Source organism: Herbiconiux liukaitaii, assembly GCF_041927495.1.
Taxonomy (GTDB): domain Bacteria; phylum Actinomycetota; class Actinomycetes; order Actinomycetales; family Microbacteriaceae; genus Herbiconiux; species Herbiconiux liukaitaii.
Map to the genome: position 1 here is coordinate 74,466 of NZ_JBHFHG010000009.1, position 20,253 is coordinate 94,718.

Genomic DNA, 20,253 nt, shown 5'->3' on the forward strand with positions numbered 1-20,253 from the left:
TCGGCTTCGTCATTGTCGACGCAGGCATCAAATACACGTTCTGCAGCCGATAATCCGGATTCACCTGCAATGAACAGCTCAAGTTCGAGCACGGTTCAGTGTGCGCACACTGCTATTCCCCATGTCAGCAAAATGTTCGAAAATCCGTTGACAAATCGAACATATCTCCACAGACTTAACACGCAACGACGCGCAATGGAGGTTCGATGTTGGTGGACACAGACCCGAAGCAGACCCTGACGGAGCCGGCCGGGCGCCAATCTAAACCAAGTCCTGCAGTTGTGCAGATCGACAATCTCACCCATTGGTTCCCCTCGGAGAAGTCGACCCACGTGGCGCTCTCGTCCGTCTCGCTCACGATCGAGCGGGGCGAGTTCGTGTGCCTTGTGGGTCCGAGCGGTTGCGGCAAAACAACACTCCTCAACATGATCTCGAAGCAGCTTCAGCCGGAGCGCGGAAGCGTCTCCGTCACCACGACCAAACCTGTCGCCTCAGCGGTGGGCTACATGTTTGCGAGGGATTCGCTCATGCCGTGGCGGAACATTCGCGACAACGTGGCGTACGGCCTCGAACTTCGCCGGGTGGGCCGCCGCGAACGACGCGAGCGAGCAGAGCAGATGATCGGCCTAGTCGGCCTCGGCGGCAAGGAACACATGCTTCCCAAACAGCTGTCCCACGGGATGCGGCAGCGGGCGAACCTCGCACGCACCCTCGCGGTCGATCCCGAACTGCTACTCGTCGACGAGCCGTTCGGGGCACTTGATGCTCAGACGAAAGCGAGACTGCAGGGCGAGTTCCTGCGCATCTGGGAGGGAACGGGCAAGACCGTGGTCTTCGTGACCCACGATCTCACGGAGGCGGCACTACTCGCCGACCGCATCATCGTTATGAGCGATGGTGCGATCAAGAGGGACATCGCCGTGGACTTCCCGCGGCCTCGGAATCTCGACGCCTTGCGCTTCGAACCTGACTTCCAGGATCTCGTGCGACGACTGTGGGACCTGTTCTCCGAAGGGATGGAACGATGACCTCCACTCCCGTCACCCAGGCCGAGCCCGTGCGCAGTCAGGACCTCGCCGACGCGATAGCCGCCTCCAAGGCCACCGCTCGCGCTCGGCGCAAGAACCGCAGCGTACTCGTGCGGGTGCTGCAGGTGCTCAGCCTCGTCGCCTTCCTCGCCCTGTGGGAGCTGTTCGCGGCCATCGGGGTGCTCAACCCGCTGTTCTTCTCCCAGCCCACCGCGATCGCGGAGTTCATGGTCGGCAACTTCCAAACCCTCCTGAGCGACACCCTCGTCACCCTCCGGGCTACCATCGCAGGCTTCCTGATCGGCGGAGTCACCGGCATCGCGGCGGCTTTCGCGATCAACGCCGTCCCCCTGCTGGACCGGATCCTCCAACCCTGGATCTCGGTACTCATGAGCATTCCGCGCATCGCGCTTGCGCCGCTTTTCCTGCTCTGGTTCGGAATCACCGAGACCTCCAAGGTCGCGCTCGCGATCTCACTCGTGTTCTTCATGGTCCTCGTCACGACCGCCTCGGGCATGAAGTCCGTTCCGCCGGACCTCATCGAGCTGACAGGGGCGTTCCACGCTTCCCCCTGGCAGCGATTCCGCACGGTCCTTCTACCCGCTTGTATTCCGGCGATCATGGCCGGACTGCGACTGGGGGTCGTGGTCTCCCTGCTCGGCGTGGTCTCCTCCGAGATCGTCGCGTCCTCGAGCGGGCTCGGTCAGAAAATCGTGCTTTACGGTCAGAACTTCAACTCAGCCGGCGTCTTCGCCGTGCTGGTCTTCCTCGCCGTCATCGCCACCCTCATGAACGGGATCGTCGCCTGGGGAGAACGGATCCTCCTCCGCTGGCAGCGCGACTGAGGGTACGCCACGCGGCGGGCCCACGCCGCGCACCCCGGAACGTGCACTACAACGCGCTCGAAAACCACCTCACCGAAAGGAAGACCATGCGCACCACGCACCGCAACGCAGCAGTCGTCGCCGTCGCACTTCTCCTCGCAGGCGGCCTCGCCGCCTGCAACTCCGACGCCGGATCGGCGTCGTCCACCCCCGCCGCGAGCGGCGAGGCGATCGAGCTCAACTACAGTCCGCCGGTAGCCGGGGCTCTGCCCTTCCTCCCGGTGGACGTCGCCGTCGCGAAGGGCTACTTCGATGACGAGAACATCGCCGTCACCGTGCAGCAGACCTCGGCCCAAGCTCTGCCGGCGGCCCTCAGCGGGGGTCAGATCGACATGTCGGCCGATGTCGTTTACAACGTCGCCCGCTACCTCGGCAGTGGTGTCGAGGTGAAGTACGTCTCGGGGCTCGACGACTCGGTGGACTTCACCCTCGTTCGGGCGATCGGCGCGGACGTGCCTGATCCGACGAGTGGAGAGGATGGCTGGAAGGCCTCCTTCGCCGCGCTCGAGGGCAAGTCCATCGGAGTCGCCGCCAAGGCCGGACCAATCGGCCTGACCGTCTCCGAGCTCATGCGCCAGGCAGGCGTGGCCGATGGCGATTACACGCTCGTCGACACTCCCGGTGCCGCCGCCGGCAATGCTCTGGCCGCGGGGCAGGTCACCGCCGTGCTATCGGGTGGCGGTTTCGACGCACCGCTGATCGAGAACGACCTCGGCGAGCGAGTTCTGAGCCTCGGCAAGGATGTGCCGGCCTTCGCCGATCAGACCAACGCCGCCGTGTTCCTGTCGGCGGCGGCTCTCACCGCGCATCCCGACGCCGGAGGGCGGATCCAGAAGGCGATCGCCGCTGCCGTCGACTACATCAAGGATCCGGCGAACATCGACGAGGTCGCGAAGATCGCCGTCGACAGCGGCACTCCGGACACGAGCGAGTTGAAGGACCGGATCACCGGCTACGAGTACGACTCGGGGTTGTCACTGTCCGGCCTGGAAGCGGGTTTCGTGTGGGCTCAGACCGCCGGCATCACGACCGAGCAGATCGAGGTCGACTCAACGATCGCCGAGGGTGTCGAGTCGGATTGACCGGGCCGGCCGGGCGCCTCAGTGCGAGAGGTTGAAGTAATGGGCGGTCATGCGGATGTGCTCGCGGAGCAGCGCAGGGCCGCCCACGACATCCCTCGTGAGTGCGGCGTCGCGAAGCGCCAAGTGTTCGCTGTCGCGATGCGCGCTCTGCCCGTCGGTCATCGACGCGGTCGAGGAGGAGCGATAGAGCTCCGCCGAGTCGCGCAGCGACATGGTGACCGCGATCATCCGCCGGTTGTTGCAGCCCTCGATGAGCACCTCGTGGAAGCGCCGATGCGCCGCCACCCACTCCCCGCTCGTGCGCACGCCGTCGTCGTGCTCGAGCCCCTCGAGGGTGTGGTAGGCCGCCATCACCGCGCCCTCCCACTCCCGGGAGCCCTCTTCGATCGCTCGCAAGAAAGCCTCGCACTCGATCACGCAGCGCGTCTCGATGAGCTCGCGGAGATCGCGAGCGGAGACCGGGGCGACCCGGAAACCCACTTGGGGCTCGGACACCACGAGGCTCTCCGACGCGAGCCGGATCAACGCCTCGCGCACAAGTCCCACACGGCACTCGAGCCGGCCGGCGAGTTCGGCGAGGGGGAGCTTGGCCCCGGGGGCAAGCTCCCCAGACAGGATGGCGGATCGCAGCCTGGCCTGCACGGGTTCGACCCGGGTACGTGGAGCTTGCATCGCCCTATGATTTCAAACTTCGAAGGATTTTGGAAATGAATCGACTGGAGTTCTCCGCCCTGGAGGAACCACGCACCACTGCGGTCGGCTCGACCGTCGTCGACCTCTACGAGGCGGACCGGCCCGATGCGCCGGCGGTCATCGCGCTGCACGGCGGTGCGTGGGTACTGGGCTCGCGATCGGACTACGCGGAACGCTATCGCGCCCTGCGCGAGCGGGGAGTCACCGTCGCGGCTCTCGACTACCGCCTCGCCACCGAGGCCCCGTATCCCGCCCAGCGGGACGACGTCGACGCGGTCGTGCGCCTCCTCCGCGAGCGTAGCCATGCAGGGCCGGGCCCCGCAGGACCGATCGCCGCAGGGCCGATCTGGCTTCTTGGAGCTTCCGCCGGCGCCCACCTGGCCGCCCTCACCGCCTTCTCCTCGAACGGTATCGCGGGATTCATCGGCCTGTTCGGGCGCTACGACCTCACTTCCGAGGCCGACGGTCTCCGACCGGTCGAGGGTCTCGAGGTCCCCGCTGACATCACCGGGGGGCCGCCCCCGCCGCTCGGCGCCCGTACGCACGCCGAGAGGCTCGCCCTTCTCGCGGGGGTGCGACCTGACGACCTCCACGACCTCGTGCTCGCGCGGATCAGTCCGGTCCAGCAACTCCACCCGCTCGCTCCGCCGCTCCTGCTGCTGCACGGCACGGGCGATGCCGTCGTCGACCACCGGCACTCCGAGAGGCTGCACGAGCGCGCACTCGCTCTGGGGGTTGAAAGTGAGCTCCACCTCCTTCCCGGTGCCAACCACGAAGACCCGGTGTTCGCCTCCGAACACACGATCGGCACGATCGCCGCTTTCATCCATCGCACCCGTGCGACCATTCGATAGGAGACCACTCATGGACGCAGACGTCATCATCGTCGGGGCGGGACCGTCAGGACTCACGGTCGCCGCGGAGCTCGCACTGCAGGGCAGTCGCGTGATCGTGCTCGAGCGCCGCACCGCGCCGGTGCAGTCCCGCGCGGGAACCGTGCTCCCTCGAGTGCTCGAACTGCTCGACTACCGCGGGCACGCCGGCCGGTTCATCGAACGGGCGAAGGAGATCAGGGAGAATCCCTTCCTCCTCGCCCACATCTGGGCGGGCATGCAGCCCATTCGTTGGCAGAACCTCGACACCGATTTCCCGTATCGGTTGATCTTGCCGCAGAACATCACCGAGGAGGTGCTGCGCGAGATCGTGGGAGACGACGGAGCGCGATTCATCTCGGGCTGCACCGTCGACCGGCTCGAGCAATCCGAGGAGGGCGTGACGGTCGGTGGCGTGCTCGACGGGGGCGACCGGATCGAGCTCTCGGCTCGATTCGTGGTGGGGGCGGATGGCGGTCGAAGCGCGGTGCGGTCGCTCAGCGGAATCGATTTCGAGGGCCACGACGCCACCTTCACGGGCATCATCGCCGACGTGCCGATCGACATGAAGTGGCCGGGTGGGCGCGGCATGAACGACAACCGCCACGGTTGGGCGGCTTCGTTCCCGTTCGGAGACCGCGGTGCGACCACGCGCTTCAACATCGTGCACGCCGAACGCCGGCACGCCGACAAGTCCGAGCCGGTGACCGCCCAGGAGGTGCGCTCGTGCCTCGAGCAGATCTTCGAGCGCGAGTTCGACTTCGACGAGATCACCTGGGCCTCGCGATTCACGGATGCGATGCGGCTGGCGTCGGAATTCCGGAAGGGGAACGTGTTCCTCGTAGGGGAGAGTGCCCGAATCCATTACCCGGCCAGTGGCGTCGGCATGAACTTCTGCATTCAAGATGCCTTTAACCTGGGCTGGAAGCTCGGGCGGGTGGTCGCCGGAACTTCCCCCGAAGCGATCCTCGACACCTACGAGAGCGAGCGCCGCCCCGTCGTGGAGGCACTTCTCGAGAGCGTGCGCGCGCAGTGCTCGGTTCAATTCGACTTCACTGACGAGGGGATCGCCCACCGTCGCATGTTCAAGCGCGACCTGCTGCCGCTGCCGGCGCTCAACCGGGAGCTGGCCCTGCAGCTCAACGGGCTGTCGGCGCCCTACGAGACCAGTCCCACGAGCCATCCGGCCATCGGACGGCCCGTTCCCCCGATCTCGATCCAGGTCGGCGAGACCCTCAGCCGGGTCGCGACGCACCTGGTGGACGGCCGGCTCCTGGTGCTGGATCTCACGGGCGACGGACGGTTCGCCGACGTCGCGGAGCCGGGGGTCCTGGTCGTGAGCGGAGTCGTGCCCCGCCCGACCCCCGACTGGGCGGAGGTCACCTGCGCCCTCGTGCGGCCCGACGGCTACGTCGACTGGGTCGGGACCGATGGCGACCAGGTCAGGCTCCGCGAGCGGCTGTCCGAGTGGGCGATCGCATGACCCGGATCCTGCTGGCGGGAGCCCGGATCGTCTCGATGGACCCGGCCGTCGGAGACATCGACCAGGGCGACATCCTGATCGAGGGCGACGTCATCTCCGCGGTCGGCTCCGAGCTGGAGGCGCCGGGAGCCGAGGTGCTCGACGCTTCAGGGTGGATCGTCGTGCCGGGCTTCGTCGACACGCACCGGCACACCTGGCAAAGCGCCATCAGGCACAGCTACGCCGACATCGACCCCCTCGTCTACTTCACCGAGGTGCTCGACGGCCTCGGAACCCGCTATTCCCCCGAGGATGTGCGCGTCGGCACGCTCCTTGGAGCCGTCTCCGCACTGAGTGCCGGCACGACGACCCTGTTCGACTGGGCCCACATCCAGAACTCCCCGGCCCACTCCGACGCGGGCGTCGCCGCTCTGCGGGAATCCGGCATCCGCGGGGTGTTCGGGCACGGGTGGCCGCTGGTGTCCACGGGCGAGTGGACGGTGCGGAGCGAGCTCGACCACCCCGCCGACATTCGGCGAGTCGGGCGGGAGCTCGAGGGGGACCCCCTGCTCACTCTCGCGCTCTCCGCGCGCGGGCCGGAGATGGCGACCGACGAGGTCTGGCGGAACGAAGTGCGGGTCGCTCGAGATCTGGGAATCCGGATCAGCGTGCACGCGGGTGCGTACGCTCGCAACGCCGAGCTCCACGCGGTGGAGCAGTACCACGCGGCCGGCCTCCTTGCCGAGGACTTCACGATTGTGCACTGCAATCACCTCTCCGACTCGGAGCTCGACCGCATCGCCGAGACCGGCGCAACCGTCTCGCTCGGCGTGCACTGCGAGCTCAATTCGCAAGGGATGGGTGACATCCCCCTCGATCGCCTGCTCTCCCGCGGCATCCGGCCGAGTCTCAGCGGAGACACCGAGACCAAGTGCAGCGGAGACATGTTCACGCAGATGAGATCGCTCTTCGGTTACTACCGGTCGTGGATCGGCGGAGGGCACAGCAGCGTGGCAGAACCCGTCCCGCTGCGATTGCGCGACGTTCTCGAGTTCGCGACGATGGGCGGCGCTCGAGCGCTCGGTCTGGCCGACCGAATCGGTTCGATCACCCCGGGAAAGCAAGCCGATCTGGTGTGCATCCGGGCGGGAGACCTCAACCTGGCCCCGGTGCTCGACCCGGTGGCCGCTGTCGTGCTCGGCGCGCACGAGGGCAACGTGGACACGGTGTTCGTGGCGGGGGCGAGGGTCAAGCGCCTCGGCCGCATGGTCTCGCACGACGTCGAGACCGTCGTCGGGGGCGCGACCGCCTCGCAGGAGCGGCTGATCGCTCTGCGCCGCTCGAGCCGGTTCTGAGCTGAGAATCTCCTGAAGCGCGTTCCCGCTGTGCGATAAAATAGTCACTGTCGAACTCACAAGACCTCCTCGAACCGTCCGTGCGGTGATCGGGATTCTCGTGCTTCACGTGCCTCTCTCGGGCATCGCTGAAGTCGTCCGCAGCGGCTCAGCCGCTGCGAGATGCTGGGCCGGACACTCGCCCACACCTCGAGGTTCCAGAATGCCATTCGTCGAAGGCCAGACCGTCGTCCACCCGTTCCACGGCCCGCTCCGGGTGATCCGGATCGCGGATCGCACGGTGCGCGGAGTCACACTCAGCCACCTCCAGTTGCGATCACTCGGGCACCCGCTCGACGTGAGCGTGCCCGTTGCGAACGCCGATTCGGTCGGGATTCGCCCCGTCGCGTCGCCCGACCGGATCGCCGAGCTCGTAGAGATACTGCGCGGGCCGATCGACGATCAGCCGATGGGGTGGTCGCGCCGCATCAAGAGCTACCAGGAGCGTGTCAACACGGGCGACGTGGAGCAGCTCTGCTACGTCGTCCGGGAAGTCACGAGGAGGCACCCGAAGTCGTCGGCGTCGTCCGAGAGCCAGTTGCTCCGCTCGGCGCGCTCGACTCTCGTGGTGGAGTTCGGTCTCGCTCTGGGGATCAGTCCGGCGGAGGCGGAGGTCATCGTGGACGAAGCGGCCGAGGGAATGGCTACGGCTTCGCGCCGGTGACGCGGAAGATCCGCAGCTGCAGCGCGAGGGTCGAGTAGTAGCCGACTAGGGTCGAGACGTCGAACACGGTTCGTCGGCCGAGTTCGCTCGCGAACCGGGCCCACTCCGCATCGGTGAGGTCTCCCGCACTCACTGCCCGGGCGAGTTCGAGAACCGCGGTCTCGGTGGGATCTGCGAAGGCACCCTCCTTGCCGAGGCGGATCGCCTCGAGTTCGGCCTCGGTGAGGCCCGCGGCGCGACCGACCGCCTCGTGCGCGTCCCGTTCGAACGCGGAGTCCCATGACGCGGCCACCACGAGGATGGCGATCTCGCGACAACGGGCCGAGAGGGCCGTGTCGTAGCGCACCGCCGCGCCGAGGGCCTGCAGAGCGGAACCGAGCCGAGGGGAGAGCAAGAAGGCGTTAAAAGGCCCGGCCAGTCCGCCGTCGTCGTCGATGAGGGCGAAGTGCTGCGGGCCCTTCGCACGCTGGCCCGTCGTGATGTCGGAGTAGAGGGCGAGCTGGTCCTCCGACAGATCGGCGGGCAGCAGTGGTTCGAGTCTTCTCATGGCGCCTCCGGCGGTTCAGGGCTCGCGGGAGCGGCCGACGGGAGCAGCCCGGCTGTCGCCCGAGGTCGCGAGAACGAGTTCGGTCGTGCGTTCGATGTGCGCGGCGAGAGCCGTCCCGGCCTCGTCGGCGCGGCGGGCGATTGCCAGTTCGAGCAGCACCCGGTGCTCGTGCGGCACGTCGCGCTGCTTCTGGGCGGGGAGGGAGACCGACCATCGGCGGTAGAGCTCGGCTTCTTCCCGCAATCGAGCGGCGAAGACGGAGAGCCTCTGGTTCTGGCCCCGAGAGAGCAGTGCGCGATGGAACCTTTCGTGCGCCTGAGACCATTCGTCGCTCAATCGGGAGGGATCGAGGGCGTCGTAGAGGGGGGTCTGGTCGAGCACGTGATGGGCGGCCACAACCTCGGACTCCCACTCGAGTGTTCCGTTGCGCACGGAGTCGATGAACACGGCTACCTCGACCTGGATGCGTGCCGTGGTCAGGTCGTGCAGTTCGGCGTAGGAGAGAGACTTCACCCGATATCCCTGGTGCGCCACGACCTCGACCAGCCCGCTGTCGACCAATTTTGACAGAGCCTCCCGGAGAACGGCGATGCTCGCGTTCAATCGCTCCACGAGGGGCTGGAACTTGAGCTGCTCACCGGGTCGGAGGCGACCGCCGAGGATGTCGGCGCGCAATTGAACGGCGAGTTCATCCGCTCGGGTCGCCTTGGCCATCGCACCATCATGTCAGGTATGAGTTTCGACCGAAATACCGAATGTCCTTGTAATGTTCGATAATTTTGTGGCAGTGTCGAAGCGTTGATGAGGCCGGTGCCACGTCATCCCGTCGTCTGTTCGAAGGAGAACCGTGAAGATCGCCAATTACGACAACCGCCCCCACCTGGTGACGCCCGACGAGGCGGCGGTGATCGATCTCGCCGAGGTGCTGGGCGACCGCTTCGCGTCGTTCGTGCAGATCTTCGAGCAGTGGGACGACTTCGTCGAGAACGTCCGCGCGATCGATCCGGCCACCGCGCCGTCGAGTCCACTGAACCGCGAGCGGCTCGGCAGCCCCTCCCCGAGCCCGCGTCAAGCCGTCGCCGTCGGTCTCAACTACCGTGCGCACGCGGCCGAATCCGGCTTCGCCGTTCCCGACACCCTCCCGCCGACCTTCACGAAGTTCGTCTCGAGCATCACCGGTCCGGACACCGAGGTGGAACTGCCGGCCAGCGGCAACACCGATTGGGAGGCCGAGCTCGTGGTGATCATCGGCCGCGGTGGGCGCAGGATCGCCGAGAGCGAGGCCTGGAGCCACGTGGCCGGACTCGCGATCGGTCAAGACCTCTCCGAGCGCGTCACCCAGATGCAGGGCCCCGCTCCCCAGTTCTCCCTCGGCAAGTCCTTCCCCGGTTTCGCACCCATCGGCCCCTGGCTCGTCACCCCCGAAGAGTTCGCCGACCCTGATGCCATCTCCCTCGGCTGCGCCATCGACGGCGAGACCGTGCAGAACGGCAGCACCCGCGACCTGATCTTCCCGATCTCCGCTCTGCTGGCCAAGATCAGTGAGATCATCACCCTGCAGCCCGGTGACATCGTCTTCACCGGAACGCCCGAGGGTGTGGGCGTGGGTCGTTCCCCGCAGCGCTTCCTTCAGCCGGGGGAGCAGCTGCGCACCTGGGCCGAGGGCATCGGCGAGCTCCACCAGCGATTCGTCGCTGCCCCTTCCGTGGCCACGGCGAAGTGACCACGGCGCACTCGAACAGACTGAAAGGCACGTCATGACCGGCACCGGTTCGATCAGTGAACTGGGTTACGTGGCACTCCGCGCCCGTGACCTCTCCGCCGTCGCTCGCAACGCGACGGACATCCTCGGCCTCGACGAGGTCGACAGCGGCGGCGGCAAGGCGGTCTTCGCCGCTCAGGCCGGCCGACGCGAGATCGTCTACAGGCAGGGCGAGGAAGACGGACTCGACCATGTCGGGCTCGTGGCGTCGAGCGCGGACGAGCTCGCGAGCATCCGCGACAAGGTCAGGAGCGGCGGGTATCACGTCATCTCCGAGCACCCCTTCGAGGACTTCATCGAACAGGGCTTCGCATTCGTGGGGCCCGAGGGATTCACCTGGCACGTCTACACCGAGAACTTCTCCTACAGCATGGTGAGGAACGGCGGGTTCGGCCCCGACCGGTTCGGGCACGTCAACATCCAGGCCGTCGACACGCTCGCCATGCGCGACTTCCTCAGCACCGTCTTCGGCTTCCGGGTCTCGGACCGCATCGGTCACGACGCGGCGTTCTTCATGCGCTGCAACAACGACCACCACGGCATCGCGGTCTTCAAGAGCACTCGGCCGGCGCTCCACCACCACGCCTGGCAGACGCAGAGCATCGTCGACCTCGGCAATCTGGGTGACCGACTCGCCCGCCGCGGTTCGCGACTGGCCTGGGGGCCGGTCCGGCACGGCGCGGGCGACAACATCGCCGTCTACTACGTCGAACCCACGGGAGCGGTGATCGAGCTCTACACCGATCTGGAACGGATCTTCGATCCTGAACGACAGATCCGGCACTGGGATGAAGATGACCTGTACTGGATCAACCAATGGGATGGCCAGGTTCCGGCCGGCATCCTCGACCACGGCATCCCACCTGTGGCTCGCTGAGCCGAGCACGACGCTGAAGAGGATCCAATGACTGCATCCACCACGACCGACGTCGACGTCCTGATCATCGGGATGGGGCCGGTCGGCAAGCTCGCCGCCCTACTGCTGGCCCGCGCCGGCCACTCCGTGATCATCACCGACCGCAAGGCCGACACCTACCGGTTGCCGCGTGCGGTGGCCCACGACGCCGAGATCGCTCGCATCCTCCAGTCGGCGGGCCTCTCTCCGAACGCGATGCCGGATGCGGTCGAACCCTACGACGACATGTACACCTGGGTGAACGGCGAAGGCGAGGTCCTGCACCAGGTGGACTGGACCGGCATCGACCCCTCGGGCTGGAACAACACCTACTTCTACAACCAGCCCGCCCTCGAGGGGTACCTCGAGGAGCAGCTCGCCGCCGCCGCGGGAGTGCGGACCGTTCGAGGCGTCGCTGCCGCGGTCCTCGACCAGGACGAGCACTCCGTCACGGGAGTGCTGACCGACCTGGGCGACGGAACGACCACGGAGCTCCGTGCTCGCTACGCCCTCGGTGCCGACGGAGCCAACAGCGGAGTGCGATCGTCGCTCGGCATCGAGTGGCACGACCTCGGCTACTTCTTCGACTGGCTCGTGGTCGACGTGCTCCCCAAGGAGCAGCTGCCCGTGGCGAGCTCCGCCATCCAGGTCTGCGATCCGGCGCGCCCCACCACGGTCGTGCCAGGCGGCCCCGGTCGGCGCCGCTGGGAGTTCATGCGGCTCGAGAACGAGACGAAGGAGGAGCTCACTCGCCCCGAGCGCATCTGGCAGCTCCTCGAGCGCTTCGGCGTCACGGAGGCCAATGCCTCGCTCGAGCGCGGTGTCGTCTACACCTTCAACTCCGGCTGGGCGGAGCAGTGGCGGAAGGGCCGCGTGCTGCTGTTGGGCGACGCGGCGCACCTCATGCCGCCGTTCGCCGGTCAGGGACTCGCCGCAGGATTCCGAGACTGTCTCAACCTCATGTGGAAGCTCGACCGGGTGCTCGCCGGCAGCGCTCCTCAGAGCCTGCTCGACAGCTACGAGTCGGAGCGACTCGATCACGTCAAGGAGTTCATCGAGTTCTCGATGTCGCTCGGTCGCATCATCTGCATCACCGACGTCGACGAGGCCCGCGCGCGCGACGAGCAGATGATGAAGGCACGCGCGCAGGGCACCACCCCGGAACCGCCGCCGGAGCCGCGCCTCGGCCCGGGCCTGCACCGAGGTGAACACGGAGGTCACCTCTCCTGGCAGGGGCAGGTGACCACTGCCACGACGACGACGGCCACTCGCTTCGACGATGTCTTCGGCCACGGTGCCCTCATCATCGGCGACCCGGAGCTCGCGCGATCCGTCGACGCGGCGACGATCGAGGCGCTGGCCGCCGCGGGTATCGCCGTGACCGCGTTCACCGCCACCGACGATGTCCCCGCCGGCGTGCAGATGTTCGATGATGTCAACGGCACCTACCGCTCCTGGCTGAGCCTGCTCGACACGGGTGCGGTGCTCGTGCGCCAGGACTTCTACGTGTTCGGCACCGCTCGCACGGTGGAGCAGCTCCGAGACCTGGAACTCGGGTTCCTCGAGTCGGTCGGAGGAACGACCGTTCCGGTCTGACCCCGCTAACTCGATGACCTGACGATCTGCAGACAGGATGGCAATGGAGCCCGAAGAACACGTGTCATTGTTGACGGTCACGAATCTGTCGCGCCGATTCGGCGGTGTGACAGCACTCGCCGGAGTCTCGTTCGCCCTGTCGGGAGGTGAGAAACTCGCCGTCATCGGGCCGAACGGTGCCGGCAAGAGCACTCTACTCAAGCTTCTCGCCGGGGCCGACAAGCCCACCGCGGGGGAGGTCGTGCTCGAAGGGGTCGGTGTCGTCTCACACGGCATCAGTCACCGGTCGGCCCGATCCGGGATCGCGCTCGCTCGACAGGTGCCGCGCCCGCTGCCGAGCCTCACTGTCGAGGAGAACCTGCGAGTGGGGATGGCGGCCGGGCGGCACCGACGCGACTCGTCAGCGGCCGACCGGCTCGACGAGATCCTCGAGCTCACCCGGCTCGACTCGAAGCGGCGGCGCCTGGCGCGGCAGCTCCCGCTGCTCGACCTCAAGCGCCTCGAAGTGGCGCGCGCCCTCTCGACCGAACCCCGCCTCATGCTGCTCGACGAAGTGAGCGCGGGCCTCAACGAGGGCGAGCTCGATGACGCGATCGACATGATCAGGGCCATCCATGCCACAGGCACCTCCCTGTTGATCGTGGAGCACGTGCAGAAGGTCATCCATGAACTCGCGGATCGGGTGCTCGTGCTCAACTGGGGTTCGCTCATCGCGGAGGGCACCCCGGCCGAGGTCACGCAGAACGAGGAGGTCAGCCGCATCTACCTCGGCGGGGGCCGGGCGGCCAAAGCCGACGCGGTCGCGGTTGCCGATCGTGGCCCGGCCGCAACGCCGGCCGGAGAAGCCGCCGCACACAATGACGGCCTGCGAGTGGAAGCCATCTCGGCCCATCGCGGCGGCATCGTGGCCCTGGCCGAGGTGTCGATCGCCATCCACGGCGGCGAGGTCGTCACGGTGCTCGGAGCGAACGGGGCGGGCAAGACCTCGCTCACCCAGTGCATCAGCGGACTGCTGCAGGTCTCCTCAGGTGCGATTCACTGGAAGGGCGAGGCGATCGAGCACCTGCCCGCGCACCGCCGAGCGCTCAAGGGAATCGCGCACACTCAGGAAGGGCGCAAGCTCTTCGCCGGGCTGACGGTCTCGGAGAATCTTGATCTCGGCGGGCTACGCATCCGAGCGGCGGAGCGGGAGGAGCGCAAAGCCGAGATCTACGAGATCTTCCCCATCCTGAAAGAGCGGCGTAAGCAGATCGCGGTGACGATGTCAGGCGGTCAGCAGCAGATGGTCGCGATCGGACGGGCCCTGATGTCGAGGCCCGCTCTGCTGCTCTGCGACGAGGTCACCCTCGGGCTCTCCCCGCTCGTCGCGGATGAGATCTACGAGGCGCTCGAACGCATCGCGGCCTCGAACACCAGCATGTTGCTCGTGGAGCAGGACGTCGAGCGCAGTCTCTCCATCTCGAACCACGCCTACGTACTCTCCCGCGGTGCCGTCGTCTACGCAGGGTCCCCGCGAGAGCTCACCAAAGAGGTGCTGCACCAGGCCTACCTCGGCCGGTGACTCCGCCTCACCCACCTCGCGACCTCGGTCGCGCATCCGGAAGGAACCATCAATGAAGATGAGACGAACCATCATCGCCGCGACAGTGGCGTCCGCGCTGATCCTCACCGGCTGCGCTGCTGGCGGCGGCGGCGAGGGCTCCTCGGACTCCGTCGTGATCGGAGCGAGCATCCCGCTGACGGGCGCTCTAGCGGGCTTCGCCCCGCTCATCCAGAGCGGCTACGAAGACGCCGTCGCCCAGGTCAACGACGCGGGCGGGATCGAGATCGACGGCACCCAGCGCCAGGTCGAGCTCGTCGTGCTCGACAACAAGTCCGATTCGACGACCGCGGGCGAGCAGGCGCGGAGCCTGATCCTCGAGAACGATGCGGTCGCGCTGCTCGGTTCGGTGAGCCCTCCCCTCAACATCCCAATGTCGAACGTCGCAGAACTTGAGAAGGTGCCGTTCATCACCTCGCTCACGCCGACTCGCGCGTGGCGGGGGGCCAACGCGGACGGCTGGTCGTACGCCTGGGATATCTTCTTCGACGAGGAACAGATGACCGAGCTGCAGTTCACCACCTCGGATCTCGTGGAGACCAACAAGAAGGTCGCCCTCTTCACCGACAACGAGGAGGACGGGATCACCATGGGCGGACTGTGGGAGCAGAAGGCTCCCAAGTTCGGCTACGAGATCGCCAGCCGCGCCGAGTTCCCGGTGGGCACCTCCGACTACACCTCGTTCATCAACGACGCGAAGTCGGCGGACGCCGACGTGGTCATTGCCCAGATGACACCTCCGGATGCTTTCGCGCTGTGGAAGCAGATGAAGGCCCTCGGCTTCGTGCCCGAGGTGGTGTTCTGCGAGAAGTGCGGGGCCACCGGCGCCTTCCAGACCGAGCTCGGCGAGACGGCCGAGGGCACGACGACCACCGACTACCTGCGCGCCGACAACGACGAGACCACTCGAGTGGTCGATGCGTTCGTGGGAGAGCTCGGCGACAACATCGACCTGTCGAACCTGATCATGGCCCAGACGGCGGCCGCGGTGATGCTCGCCGCGATCGCCGACGCCGGATCGACCGATCCGGAGGCCATCAACGAGGCCATCGGAGCCACCGACGGCGAGTTCTCTGGCGGAGCGATCTCGTTCAACGACGAAAACGTCGCCGACATCACGCCGGTCTCCGCTCAGTGGCAGGGCACGAGCATGGTCGAAGTCAACCCGGAGACCGATACCTCGGGCGCGCTTCAGGCGCCCGTGGCCGGGCTTCAGCGGTAGGGGAGGGCGGTCCATGATCGACGGCGGCGTGATCCTCTCGGGGCTCCTCACGGGAGGCCTCTACGCGGTGGTGGCGCTCGGGCTCTCGCTCGTGTTCGGGGTGATGAAGCTCGTCAATCTCGCGCACGGCGAGATCATCGTGCTGGGCGCGTACGGTGCCTCGCTCGCGGTCACCATCCTGGGCTGGGATCCCCTGCTGTCGATCCTCATCGTCGCCCCGGTGGTGGCGCTCCTGGCCTACCCTCTTCAGCGCTACGTGCTCACGGGCCTCCTGCGCAGAGGGCTCGAACCGCCGCTCGTGGCGACCTTCGGTGTATCGCTCCTCGTGAGCTCTGCGCTCGTCATCGCGTTCAGCGGAAACGCTCGCTCGCTGCCCGCGGCCTATGCTCTGCAGGGTATCGAGATCGCGGGCATCACGGTGCGGCTCTCGGATGTCATCGCCTTCGCGATCGGGGTCGTGCTCGTGGTCGCCTGCCACCTCGTGATGACCCGCACGCGCTTCGGCACCTCACTCAGGGCGGCGGCGACCGATCCGGCGACGGCGGGCCTGATGGCCATCGATGTGAAGCGGATCTACGCCCTCACCTTCGCCGCGGCGGCCGGTTTCGCCGCCGTGGCGGGGGTGCTGATCGGTGTGGGCTACTCCTTCACCCCCACGACGGGCGCCTCGTACATCCTGATCGGATTCACGGTCGTTGTGCTCGGCGGCACCGGGAGCATCCTCGGCACACTCTGGGGTGGACTCGCACTCGGTCTCATCCAGAGCGCGGGCAGCTCGGTGCTCGGAGGTCAGTACCGGGATCTCGTGATCTATGTGGCGTTCATCGTGATCCTGCTGGTGAAGCCTTTCGCTGGGCGGATCGCCGACTCGGTGCGGGCCTCGAGGGCCCGGGGCGTCGTTCTGAAAGGTGGTTCGTGATGGCTGCACGGTTGGTGAAGACGTTCAGAGGAGAGCGTCTCTCGTGGTCGGGCCTCGTGGTGGTCGTCGTTGTGGGATTGATTCTGGTGAACGTGCTCGGCCGCTACCAGGTGGATCTGCTCACGACGCTCTTCCTCTATATTGCGGCGGCCAGCGCCTGGAACCTCATCGGAGGCTTCGCGGGCCAGTTCTCGCTCGCGAACTCGGCCTTCATCGGCACGGGTGCCTACGCGACCGTACTCGTGCTGCGCGACCTCGGCTGGGGTCTCCTGCCGGCCCTGGTCGCGGCCGGAGCGTGCGGCCTCCTGCTGTCGCTCCTGATGGGGCTCCTGCTCTTCCGCCTCCGCGACGCCTACTTCACCATCGGCTCAATGGCCGTGGGGCTCGCGGCGCTCATCTGGATGTCGAACTGGGACTTCACAGGGGCGGCGACGGGCATCAGCGTGCCGATGGCGAGCGCTCCGGACCGCACGACGCTCTACCTCCTCGGCCTCGGCATCGCGGCGATCGCCATCGCGGTGAGCATCCGCACCTCCCACAGAGCCTTCGGCCTGCGGTTGATGGCCGTCCGCGACGATCAGGACGTCGCCGACAGCCTCGGCCTCTCGCCGTTCCGTCTCAAGCTGGGCGCCATCATGCTCTCCGGCACCATCACCGCGATCGCGGGCGGGATCGTGGCGCTGCAGCAGATCACGATCGAGCCGTTCTCGGCCTTCAGCCTGAACTGGTCGATGACGTTCATCGTCATGACGATCGTGGGAGGCCTCGGCCGGGTCTGGGGCCCCGCCCTTGGTGCGGTCATCGTCTACTACGTCATCACGGTGCAACTGCGGGGCCTGCCCACACTCAGCATCCTGATCGAGGGAGTCCTCCTCGTGGTGCTCATCAAGCTGCTTCCGGGAGGCCTGCTCGGTGGGCTGTCCGCACTGGTGAACCGGCGCACGAACCTTAGAAGGACCGCCGCGGAGACGACTGCAATGGCCTCAAACGGCAGCAGAGTCTCGTAATTCAGGATGGCCTACGTGTATAGTAGGACACGTCAAAGGAGACCCATATGCTCGCATCCCAGGTAATCGACAACGACGGCACCCTCGAGATCGGTGACGTGCCCGACCCCATCGCCGGGGCGGGGGAAGCGGTGGTGCGCGTGGAGGTGGCCGGGTTGGCCCCCGGCGCGTTCAGCCTCCTGCGCATGGGCGCGGTGCCCATCGTCCCCACGATCTTCGGCCACGAGATCGCCGGTGTTGTGGAGTCGGTAGGGGACGAATCGTCGGCGCACCTCGTGGGAAAGCGCGTGCGCGTGCACCCATTGCTCTCCTGCGGCACCTGTGACTACTGCAGCACCGATCGCGAGATGATGTGCGCGCAGAACGCCATGATCGGCCACGCCATCTTCGGTCCTGCCGCGATGCCCCGCTACGCCCGATATCACAACGGCGGCCTCGCCGAGAAGGTGCTCGCGCCCACGGCCAACCTCGATGTGCTCCCCGATTCGCTGTCGATGGAACTCGGAGCCAAGGTGCACGACTTCGCGAACGCCGTTCGCGCCCTAAAGCTCGCGGAACTCGAGAAGGGTTCTACCCTCATCGTGACGGCCGCCACCGGGGCCATGGGTGTGGCGACGATCGCCCTCGCCGCCGAGTACGGCGTGCATCGAATCATCGCGGTAGGCCGCGACGAAGATCGACTCGCCGAGGTCAAGGCACTCGATCCGGAGCGCATCACGACCGTCGCGGTCGGCGAGGAGGCCGACCCCAAGTCGATCGCGGGCCGCATCCGGGCCACCGAACCCGAGGGTGCTCATGCGGCCATCGACTACATCCCCTCCGGCCTCGGTGCCTCTTACGTTTTCGGCGGGCTCCGCACCGGAGCGCGGATCGTGCACATGGGTGTTAATCCCGTGCCGCTTGTGATCCCACCCGCCGCCTTCTCCATCAACTGCATCACCTTCGTGGGCACCCGCAATGGCACACGCAAGGATGCTCATGACGCGATCCGACTGCTCCAGGCCGACCCGGAACGCTACGGCCGCTTGATCACTCATCGCCTCGCGCTCGACGAGGCCGGGCGGGCTCGCGACAACTTCGCCACTCGCGCCGAGTCCATGTGGATGGCCGTGGTGCGCCCCGAGCTGCGCTAGTCGGGCACGACCAAGAGGGGGCGGTCGATCCATGTGGATCGGCCGCCCCCTCTTGATTCTCGCTTGGGCTCAGAGGCCGCCGTGCCAGTAGATGGTGCGCTGGTCGGTGAAGAACCGCACCGATTCCTCGCCGCCCAGCCGGCCGAGCCCCGACGCGCCGAGACCCCCGAACGGCACGTGGGGCTCGTCGCCCACCGACGGCCCGTTCACGTGCACCGCGCCGGCACGCACTTGGCGGGCTAGCGAGATCGCGGCGCCGGACTCCTTCGAGATGACGCTCGCGATGAGGCCGAAGTCACCCTGGTTGGCGAGGGACACCGCCTGCGCGTCGGTCTCGAAGGGGATGACCTCGACCAGGGGCAGGAACGCCTCCTCGCTCGCCAGCCGCGCCTGCGGAGCCAGGCCCGTGACCACCGTGGGGGAGAGGTACCGGCCCGAGCGCCCGCCGCCCTGAGCGATGCTGCCGCCCGAGGAGCGCACATCGGCGACGAGCTCGTCGAAGCGGTCGGCCGCCGCGTCGTTGATGACCGGCCCCAGGGCCTTGGTGGGATCCCGCGGGTCGCCTACCGGCATGTCGGCTGCGATCGCCGAGAGGCGCTCGACGAGCTCGTCGTAGCGGGAACGGTGCACGAGCAGTCGATCGGTGCACATGCACACCTGGCCGGAGTTCGCGAACGAGGCGAATGCGAGCGGTGCCGCCCAGATGTCGAGGTCGGCATCCTGCCGCACGATGGTGGCGTTCTTGCCGCCGAGTTCGAGAACCGCCGGGGTGAGGGCGCGCCCCGCCATCGACGCGATCGACCGGCCCACGGGGGTTGATCCGATGAAGACGACTCGACGCACCGCGGTGTCCTCGATCATCGCCTCGATCGCACGCCGCCCCCCGCCGGGTGCCGTTGTGACCACGGAGACAACCCCCTCGGGGGCACCCGCTTTCCGTAGCGCACCCGCAAGCAAATGGCCAGCTGTGAGGGGGGCCTCCTCGCTCGGCCGGATGACCACCGCGTTGCCGACCGCGAGCGAGATCGCACTCGCGCGGGTGGCGAGGATGAGCGGAGCGTTCCACGGCACGATTGATAGCGAGACACCGGCCGGCTGCCGGATCGAGAGGTTGAGGGTGTCGGGGTCCTCCGAGGGAAGGAGCTGACCGAGCGGCGAGCTCGTGAGCCCTGCGGCCTCGCGGAGTGTGGCCGAGGATTCGCGCACATTCATCTCGGCCCAGGGACGCACCGATCCGGTCTCCGAGGCGAACAGCGCTGCGGTCTCCTCGAGGCCCTCCTCGAGCACATCGGCGGCACGGAGCAGTACGGCGCGACGGTCGGTGAACGGAGCCGCGGCCCATTCCGACGCCGCAGTTCGGGCGGCCGCCACGACTTCGACGGCCTCCTCGGGCGATCGCGCGGGGAAGGTGCCCACGACGGAGCCGTCGATCGGACTGACGTCATCGAAGCTCGGCCGTTCTGAGGAGAGGATGCGGGTTGTCATAGGATCGC

The 20,253-nt window shown here is 67.2% G+C and carries 19 protein-coding genes; 15 read left to right on the forward strand and 4 right to left on the reverse strand.

The features are described from left to right. The first annotated feature begins 281 nt into the window (after positions 1–281). The 3 genes from ACEXQC_RS18835 to ACEXQC_RS18845 all read left to right on the forward strand — a co-directional run bounded on the left by ACEXQC_RS18835 (position 282) and on the right by ACEXQC_RS18845 (position 2,994). Positions 282–1,028 carry an ABC transporter ATP-binding protein gene (locus tag ACEXQC_RS18835; RefSeq protein WP_374825838.1) on the forward strand — a complete coding sequence of 249 codons (747 nt, stop codon included), beginning with the start codon at positions 282–284 and terminating at the stop codon, positions 1,026–1,028. Continuing rightward, the gene (locus ACEXQC_RS18840) at positions 1,025–1,873 is read left to right on the forward strand and encodes an ABC transporter permease (RefSeq protein ID WP_374825840.1); all 849 of its coding nucleotides are present in this window, start codon (positions 1,025–1,027) and stop codon (positions 1,871–1,873) included. Before ACEXQC_RS18835 ends, ACEXQC_RS18840 begins: the two co-directional genes overlap by 4 nt. An 86-nt stretch (positions 1,874–1,959) precedes the next feature. Then, entirely contained in the window at positions 1,960–2,994 is a 1,035-nt protein-coding gene (locus tag ACEXQC_RS18845) for an ABC transporter substrate-binding protein (protein ID WP_374825842.1), read from the forward strand. Between the two features lie 18 nt (positions 2,995–3,012). On the opposite strand, the gene ACEXQC_RS18850 is transcribed toward ACEXQC_RS18845, so the two are convergent. Next, positions 3,013–3,666: a GntR family transcriptional regulator gene (locus ACEXQC_RS18850; protein ID WP_374825844.1), complete on the reverse strand. Its 654-nt coding sequence runs from the start codon at positions 3,664–3,666 to the stop codon at positions 3,013–3,015. A 35-nt stretch (positions 3,667–3,701) separates the two neighbouring features. Between ACEXQC_RS18850 and ACEXQC_RS18855 the strand changes: the two genes are divergently transcribed. From ACEXQC_RS18855 to ACEXQC_RS18870, 4 genes are all read left to right on the forward strand, one after another. After that, positions 3,702–4,541, forward strand: coding sequence for an alpha/beta hydrolase (locus tag ACEXQC_RS18855; RefSeq protein ID WP_374825846.1), 840 nt, complete (start codon positions 3,702–3,704; stop codon positions 4,539–4,541). A 10-nt stretch (positions 4,542–4,551) separates the two neighbouring features. Next, on the forward strand, positions 4,552–6,042 hold the full coding sequence (locus ACEXQC_RS18860; protein ID WP_374825848.1) for an FAD-dependent oxidoreductase: 1,491 nt from the start codon (positions 4,552–4,554) through the stop codon (positions 6,040–6,042). Next, positions 6,039–7,376 carry an amidohydrolase family protein gene (locus tag ACEXQC_RS18865; RefSeq protein ID WP_374825850.1) on the forward strand — a complete coding sequence of 446 codons (1,338 nt, stop codon included), beginning with the start codon at positions 6,039–6,041 and terminating at the stop codon, positions 7,374–7,376. Before ACEXQC_RS18860 ends, ACEXQC_RS18865 begins: the two co-directional genes overlap by 4 nt. A gap of 202 nt (positions 7,377–7,578) precedes the next feature. Continuing rightward, a complete protein-coding gene (locus ACEXQC_RS18870) occupies positions 7,579–8,079 on the forward strand; it encodes a CarD family transcriptional regulator (protein WP_374825852.1) in 501 nt (166 codons plus the stop codon). On the opposite strand, the gene ACEXQC_RS18875 is transcribed toward ACEXQC_RS18870, so the two are convergent. Further along, positions 8,060–8,626 (reverse strand): carboxymuconolactone decarboxylase family protein, encoded by a 567-nt coding sequence (locus ACEXQC_RS18875; RefSeq protein WP_374825854.1) that lies wholly within the window; start codon positions 8,624–8,626, stop codon positions 8,060–8,062. The two genes, ACEXQC_RS18870 and ACEXQC_RS18875, sit on opposite strands and share 20 nt — an antisense overlap. A 15-nt stretch (positions 8,627–8,641) precedes the next feature. Next, positions 8,642–9,340: a GntR family transcriptional regulator gene (locus tag ACEXQC_RS18880; protein ID WP_374825856.1), complete on the reverse strand. Its 699-nt coding sequence runs from the start codon at positions 9,338–9,340 to the stop codon at positions 8,642–8,644. Positions 9,341–9,473: 133 nt separating this feature from the next. Between ACEXQC_RS18880 and ACEXQC_RS18885 the strand changes: the two genes are divergently transcribed. The 8 genes from ACEXQC_RS18885 to ACEXQC_RS18920 all read left to right on the forward strand — a co-directional run bounded on the left by ACEXQC_RS18885 (position 9,474) and on the right by ACEXQC_RS18920 (position 18,760). Continuing rightward, positions 9,474–10,349 (forward strand): fumarylacetoacetate hydrolase family protein, encoded by an 876-nt coding sequence (locus ACEXQC_RS18885; RefSeq protein WP_374825858.1) that lies wholly within the window; start codon positions 9,474–9,476, stop codon positions 10,347–10,349. A 34-nt stretch (positions 10,350–10,383) separates the two neighbouring features. Further along, entirely contained in the window at positions 10,384–11,265 is an 882-nt protein-coding gene (locus tag ACEXQC_RS18890) for a VOC family protein (RefSeq protein WP_374825860.1), read from the forward strand. Between the two features lie 27 nt (positions 11,266–11,292). Then, positions 11,293–12,879 (forward strand): bifunctional 3-(3-hydroxy-phenyl)propionate/3-hydroxycinnamic acid hydroxylase MhpA, encoded by a 1,587-nt coding sequence (gene mhpA, locus ACEXQC_RS18895; RefSeq protein ID WP_374825862.1) that lies wholly within the window; start codon positions 11,293–11,295, stop codon positions 12,877–12,879. A 106-nt stretch (positions 12,880–12,985) separates the two neighbouring features. After that, on the forward strand, positions 12,986–14,440 hold the full coding sequence (locus ACEXQC_RS18900) for an ATP-binding cassette domain-containing protein (protein WP_374825864.1): 1,455 nt from the start codon (positions 12,986–12,988) through the stop codon (positions 14,438–14,440). A gap of 52 nt (positions 14,441–14,492) precedes the next feature. Further along, complete coding sequence (locus ACEXQC_RS18905; RefSeq protein WP_374825866.1) at positions 14,493–15,701, forward strand: ABC transporter substrate-binding protein; 1,209 nt, start codon at positions 14,493–14,495, stop codon at positions 15,699–15,701. 13 nt (positions 15,702–15,714) lie between these two features. After that, positions 15,715–16,620 (forward strand): branched-chain amino acid ABC transporter permease, encoded by a 906-nt coding sequence (locus tag ACEXQC_RS18910; RefSeq protein ID WP_374825868.1) that lies wholly within the window; start codon positions 15,715–15,717, stop codon positions 16,618–16,620. Next, the gene (locus ACEXQC_RS18915; RefSeq protein ID WP_374825870.1) at positions 16,620–17,627 is read left to right on the forward strand and encodes a branched-chain amino acid ABC transporter permease; all 1,008 of its coding nucleotides are present in this window, start codon (positions 16,620–16,622) and stop codon (positions 17,625–17,627) included. Before ACEXQC_RS18910 ends, ACEXQC_RS18915 begins: the two co-directional genes overlap by 1 nt. Before the next feature lie 47 nt (positions 17,628–17,674). Next, positions 17,675–18,760 (forward strand): zinc-dependent alcohol dehydrogenase, encoded by a 1,086-nt coding sequence (locus tag ACEXQC_RS18920; RefSeq protein WP_374825872.1) that lies wholly within the window; start codon positions 17,675–17,677, stop codon positions 18,758–18,760. Positions 18,761–18,829: 69 nt separating this feature from the next. Here ACEXQC_RS18920 and ACEXQC_RS18925 read toward each other — a convergent pair whose 3' ends face one another. Next, the gene (locus ACEXQC_RS18925; protein WP_374825874.1) at positions 18,830–20,245 is read right to left on the reverse strand and encodes an aldehyde dehydrogenase family protein; all 1,416 of its coding nucleotides are present in this window, start codon (positions 20,243–20,245) and stop codon (positions 18,830–18,832) included. Between the last annotated feature and the right edge of the window lie 8 nt (positions 20,246–20,253).

Coding starts and splice junctions, on each gene's coding strand:
- ACEXQC_RS18840 (WP_374825840.1), top strand. CDS start 1,025: ATGACCTCCACTCCCGTCACCCAGGCCGAGCCCGTGCGCAGTCAGGAC.
- ACEXQC_RS18845 (WP_374825842.1), top strand. CDS start 1,960: ATGCGCACCACGCACCGCAACGCAGCAGTCGTCGCCGTCGCACTTCTC.
- ACEXQC_RS18850 (WP_374825844.1), bottom strand. CDS start 3,666: ATGCAAGCTCCACGTACCCGGGTCGAACCCGTGCAGGCCAGGCTGCGA.
- ACEXQC_RS18855 (WP_374825846.1), top strand. CDS start 3,702: ATGAATCGACTGGAGTTCTCCGCCCTGGAGGAACCACGCACCACTGCG.
- ACEXQC_RS18860 (WP_374825848.1), top strand. CDS start 4,552: ATGGACGCAGACGTCATCATCGTCGGGGCGGGACCGTCAGGACTCACG.
- ACEXQC_RS18865 (WP_374825850.1), top strand. CDS start 6,039: ATGACCCGGATCCTGCTGGCGGGAGCCCGGATCGTCTCGATGGACCCG.
- ACEXQC_RS18870 (WP_374825852.1), top strand. CDS start 7,579: ATGCCATTCGTCGAAGGCCAGACCGTCGTCCACCCGTTCCACGGCCCG.
- ACEXQC_RS18875 (WP_374825854.1), bottom strand. CDS start 8,626: ATGAGAAGACTCGAACCACTGCTGCCCGCCGATCTGTCGGAGGACCAG.
- ACEXQC_RS18880 (WP_374825856.1), bottom strand. CDS start 9,340: ATGGCCAAGGCGACCCGAGCGGATGAACTCGCCGTTCAATTGCGCGCC.
- ACEXQC_RS18890 (WP_374825860.1), top strand. CDS start 10,384: ATGACCGGCACCGGTTCGATCAGTGAACTGGGTTACGTGGCACTCCGC.
- mhpA (WP_374825862.1), top strand. CDS start 11,293: ATGACTGCATCCACCACGACCGACGTCGACGTCCTGATCATCGGGATG.
- ACEXQC_RS18905 (WP_374825866.1), top strand. CDS start 14,493: ATGAAGATGAGACGAACCATCATCGCCGCGACAGTGGCGTCCGCGCTG.
- ACEXQC_RS18910 (WP_374825868.1), top strand. CDS start 15,715: ATGATCGACGGCGGCGTGATCCTCTCGGGGCTCCTCACGGGAGGCCTC.
- ACEXQC_RS18915 (WP_374825870.1), top strand. CDS start 16,620: ATGGCTGCACGGTTGGTGAAGACGTTCAGAGGAGAGCGTCTCTCGTGG.
- ACEXQC_RS18920 (WP_374825872.1), top strand. CDS start 17,675: ATGCTCGCATCCCAGGTAATCGACAACGACGGCACCCTCGAGATCGGT.
- ACEXQC_RS18925 (WP_374825874.1), bottom strand. CDS start 20,245: ATGACAACCCGCATCCTCTCCTCAGAACGGCCGAGCTTCGATGACGTC.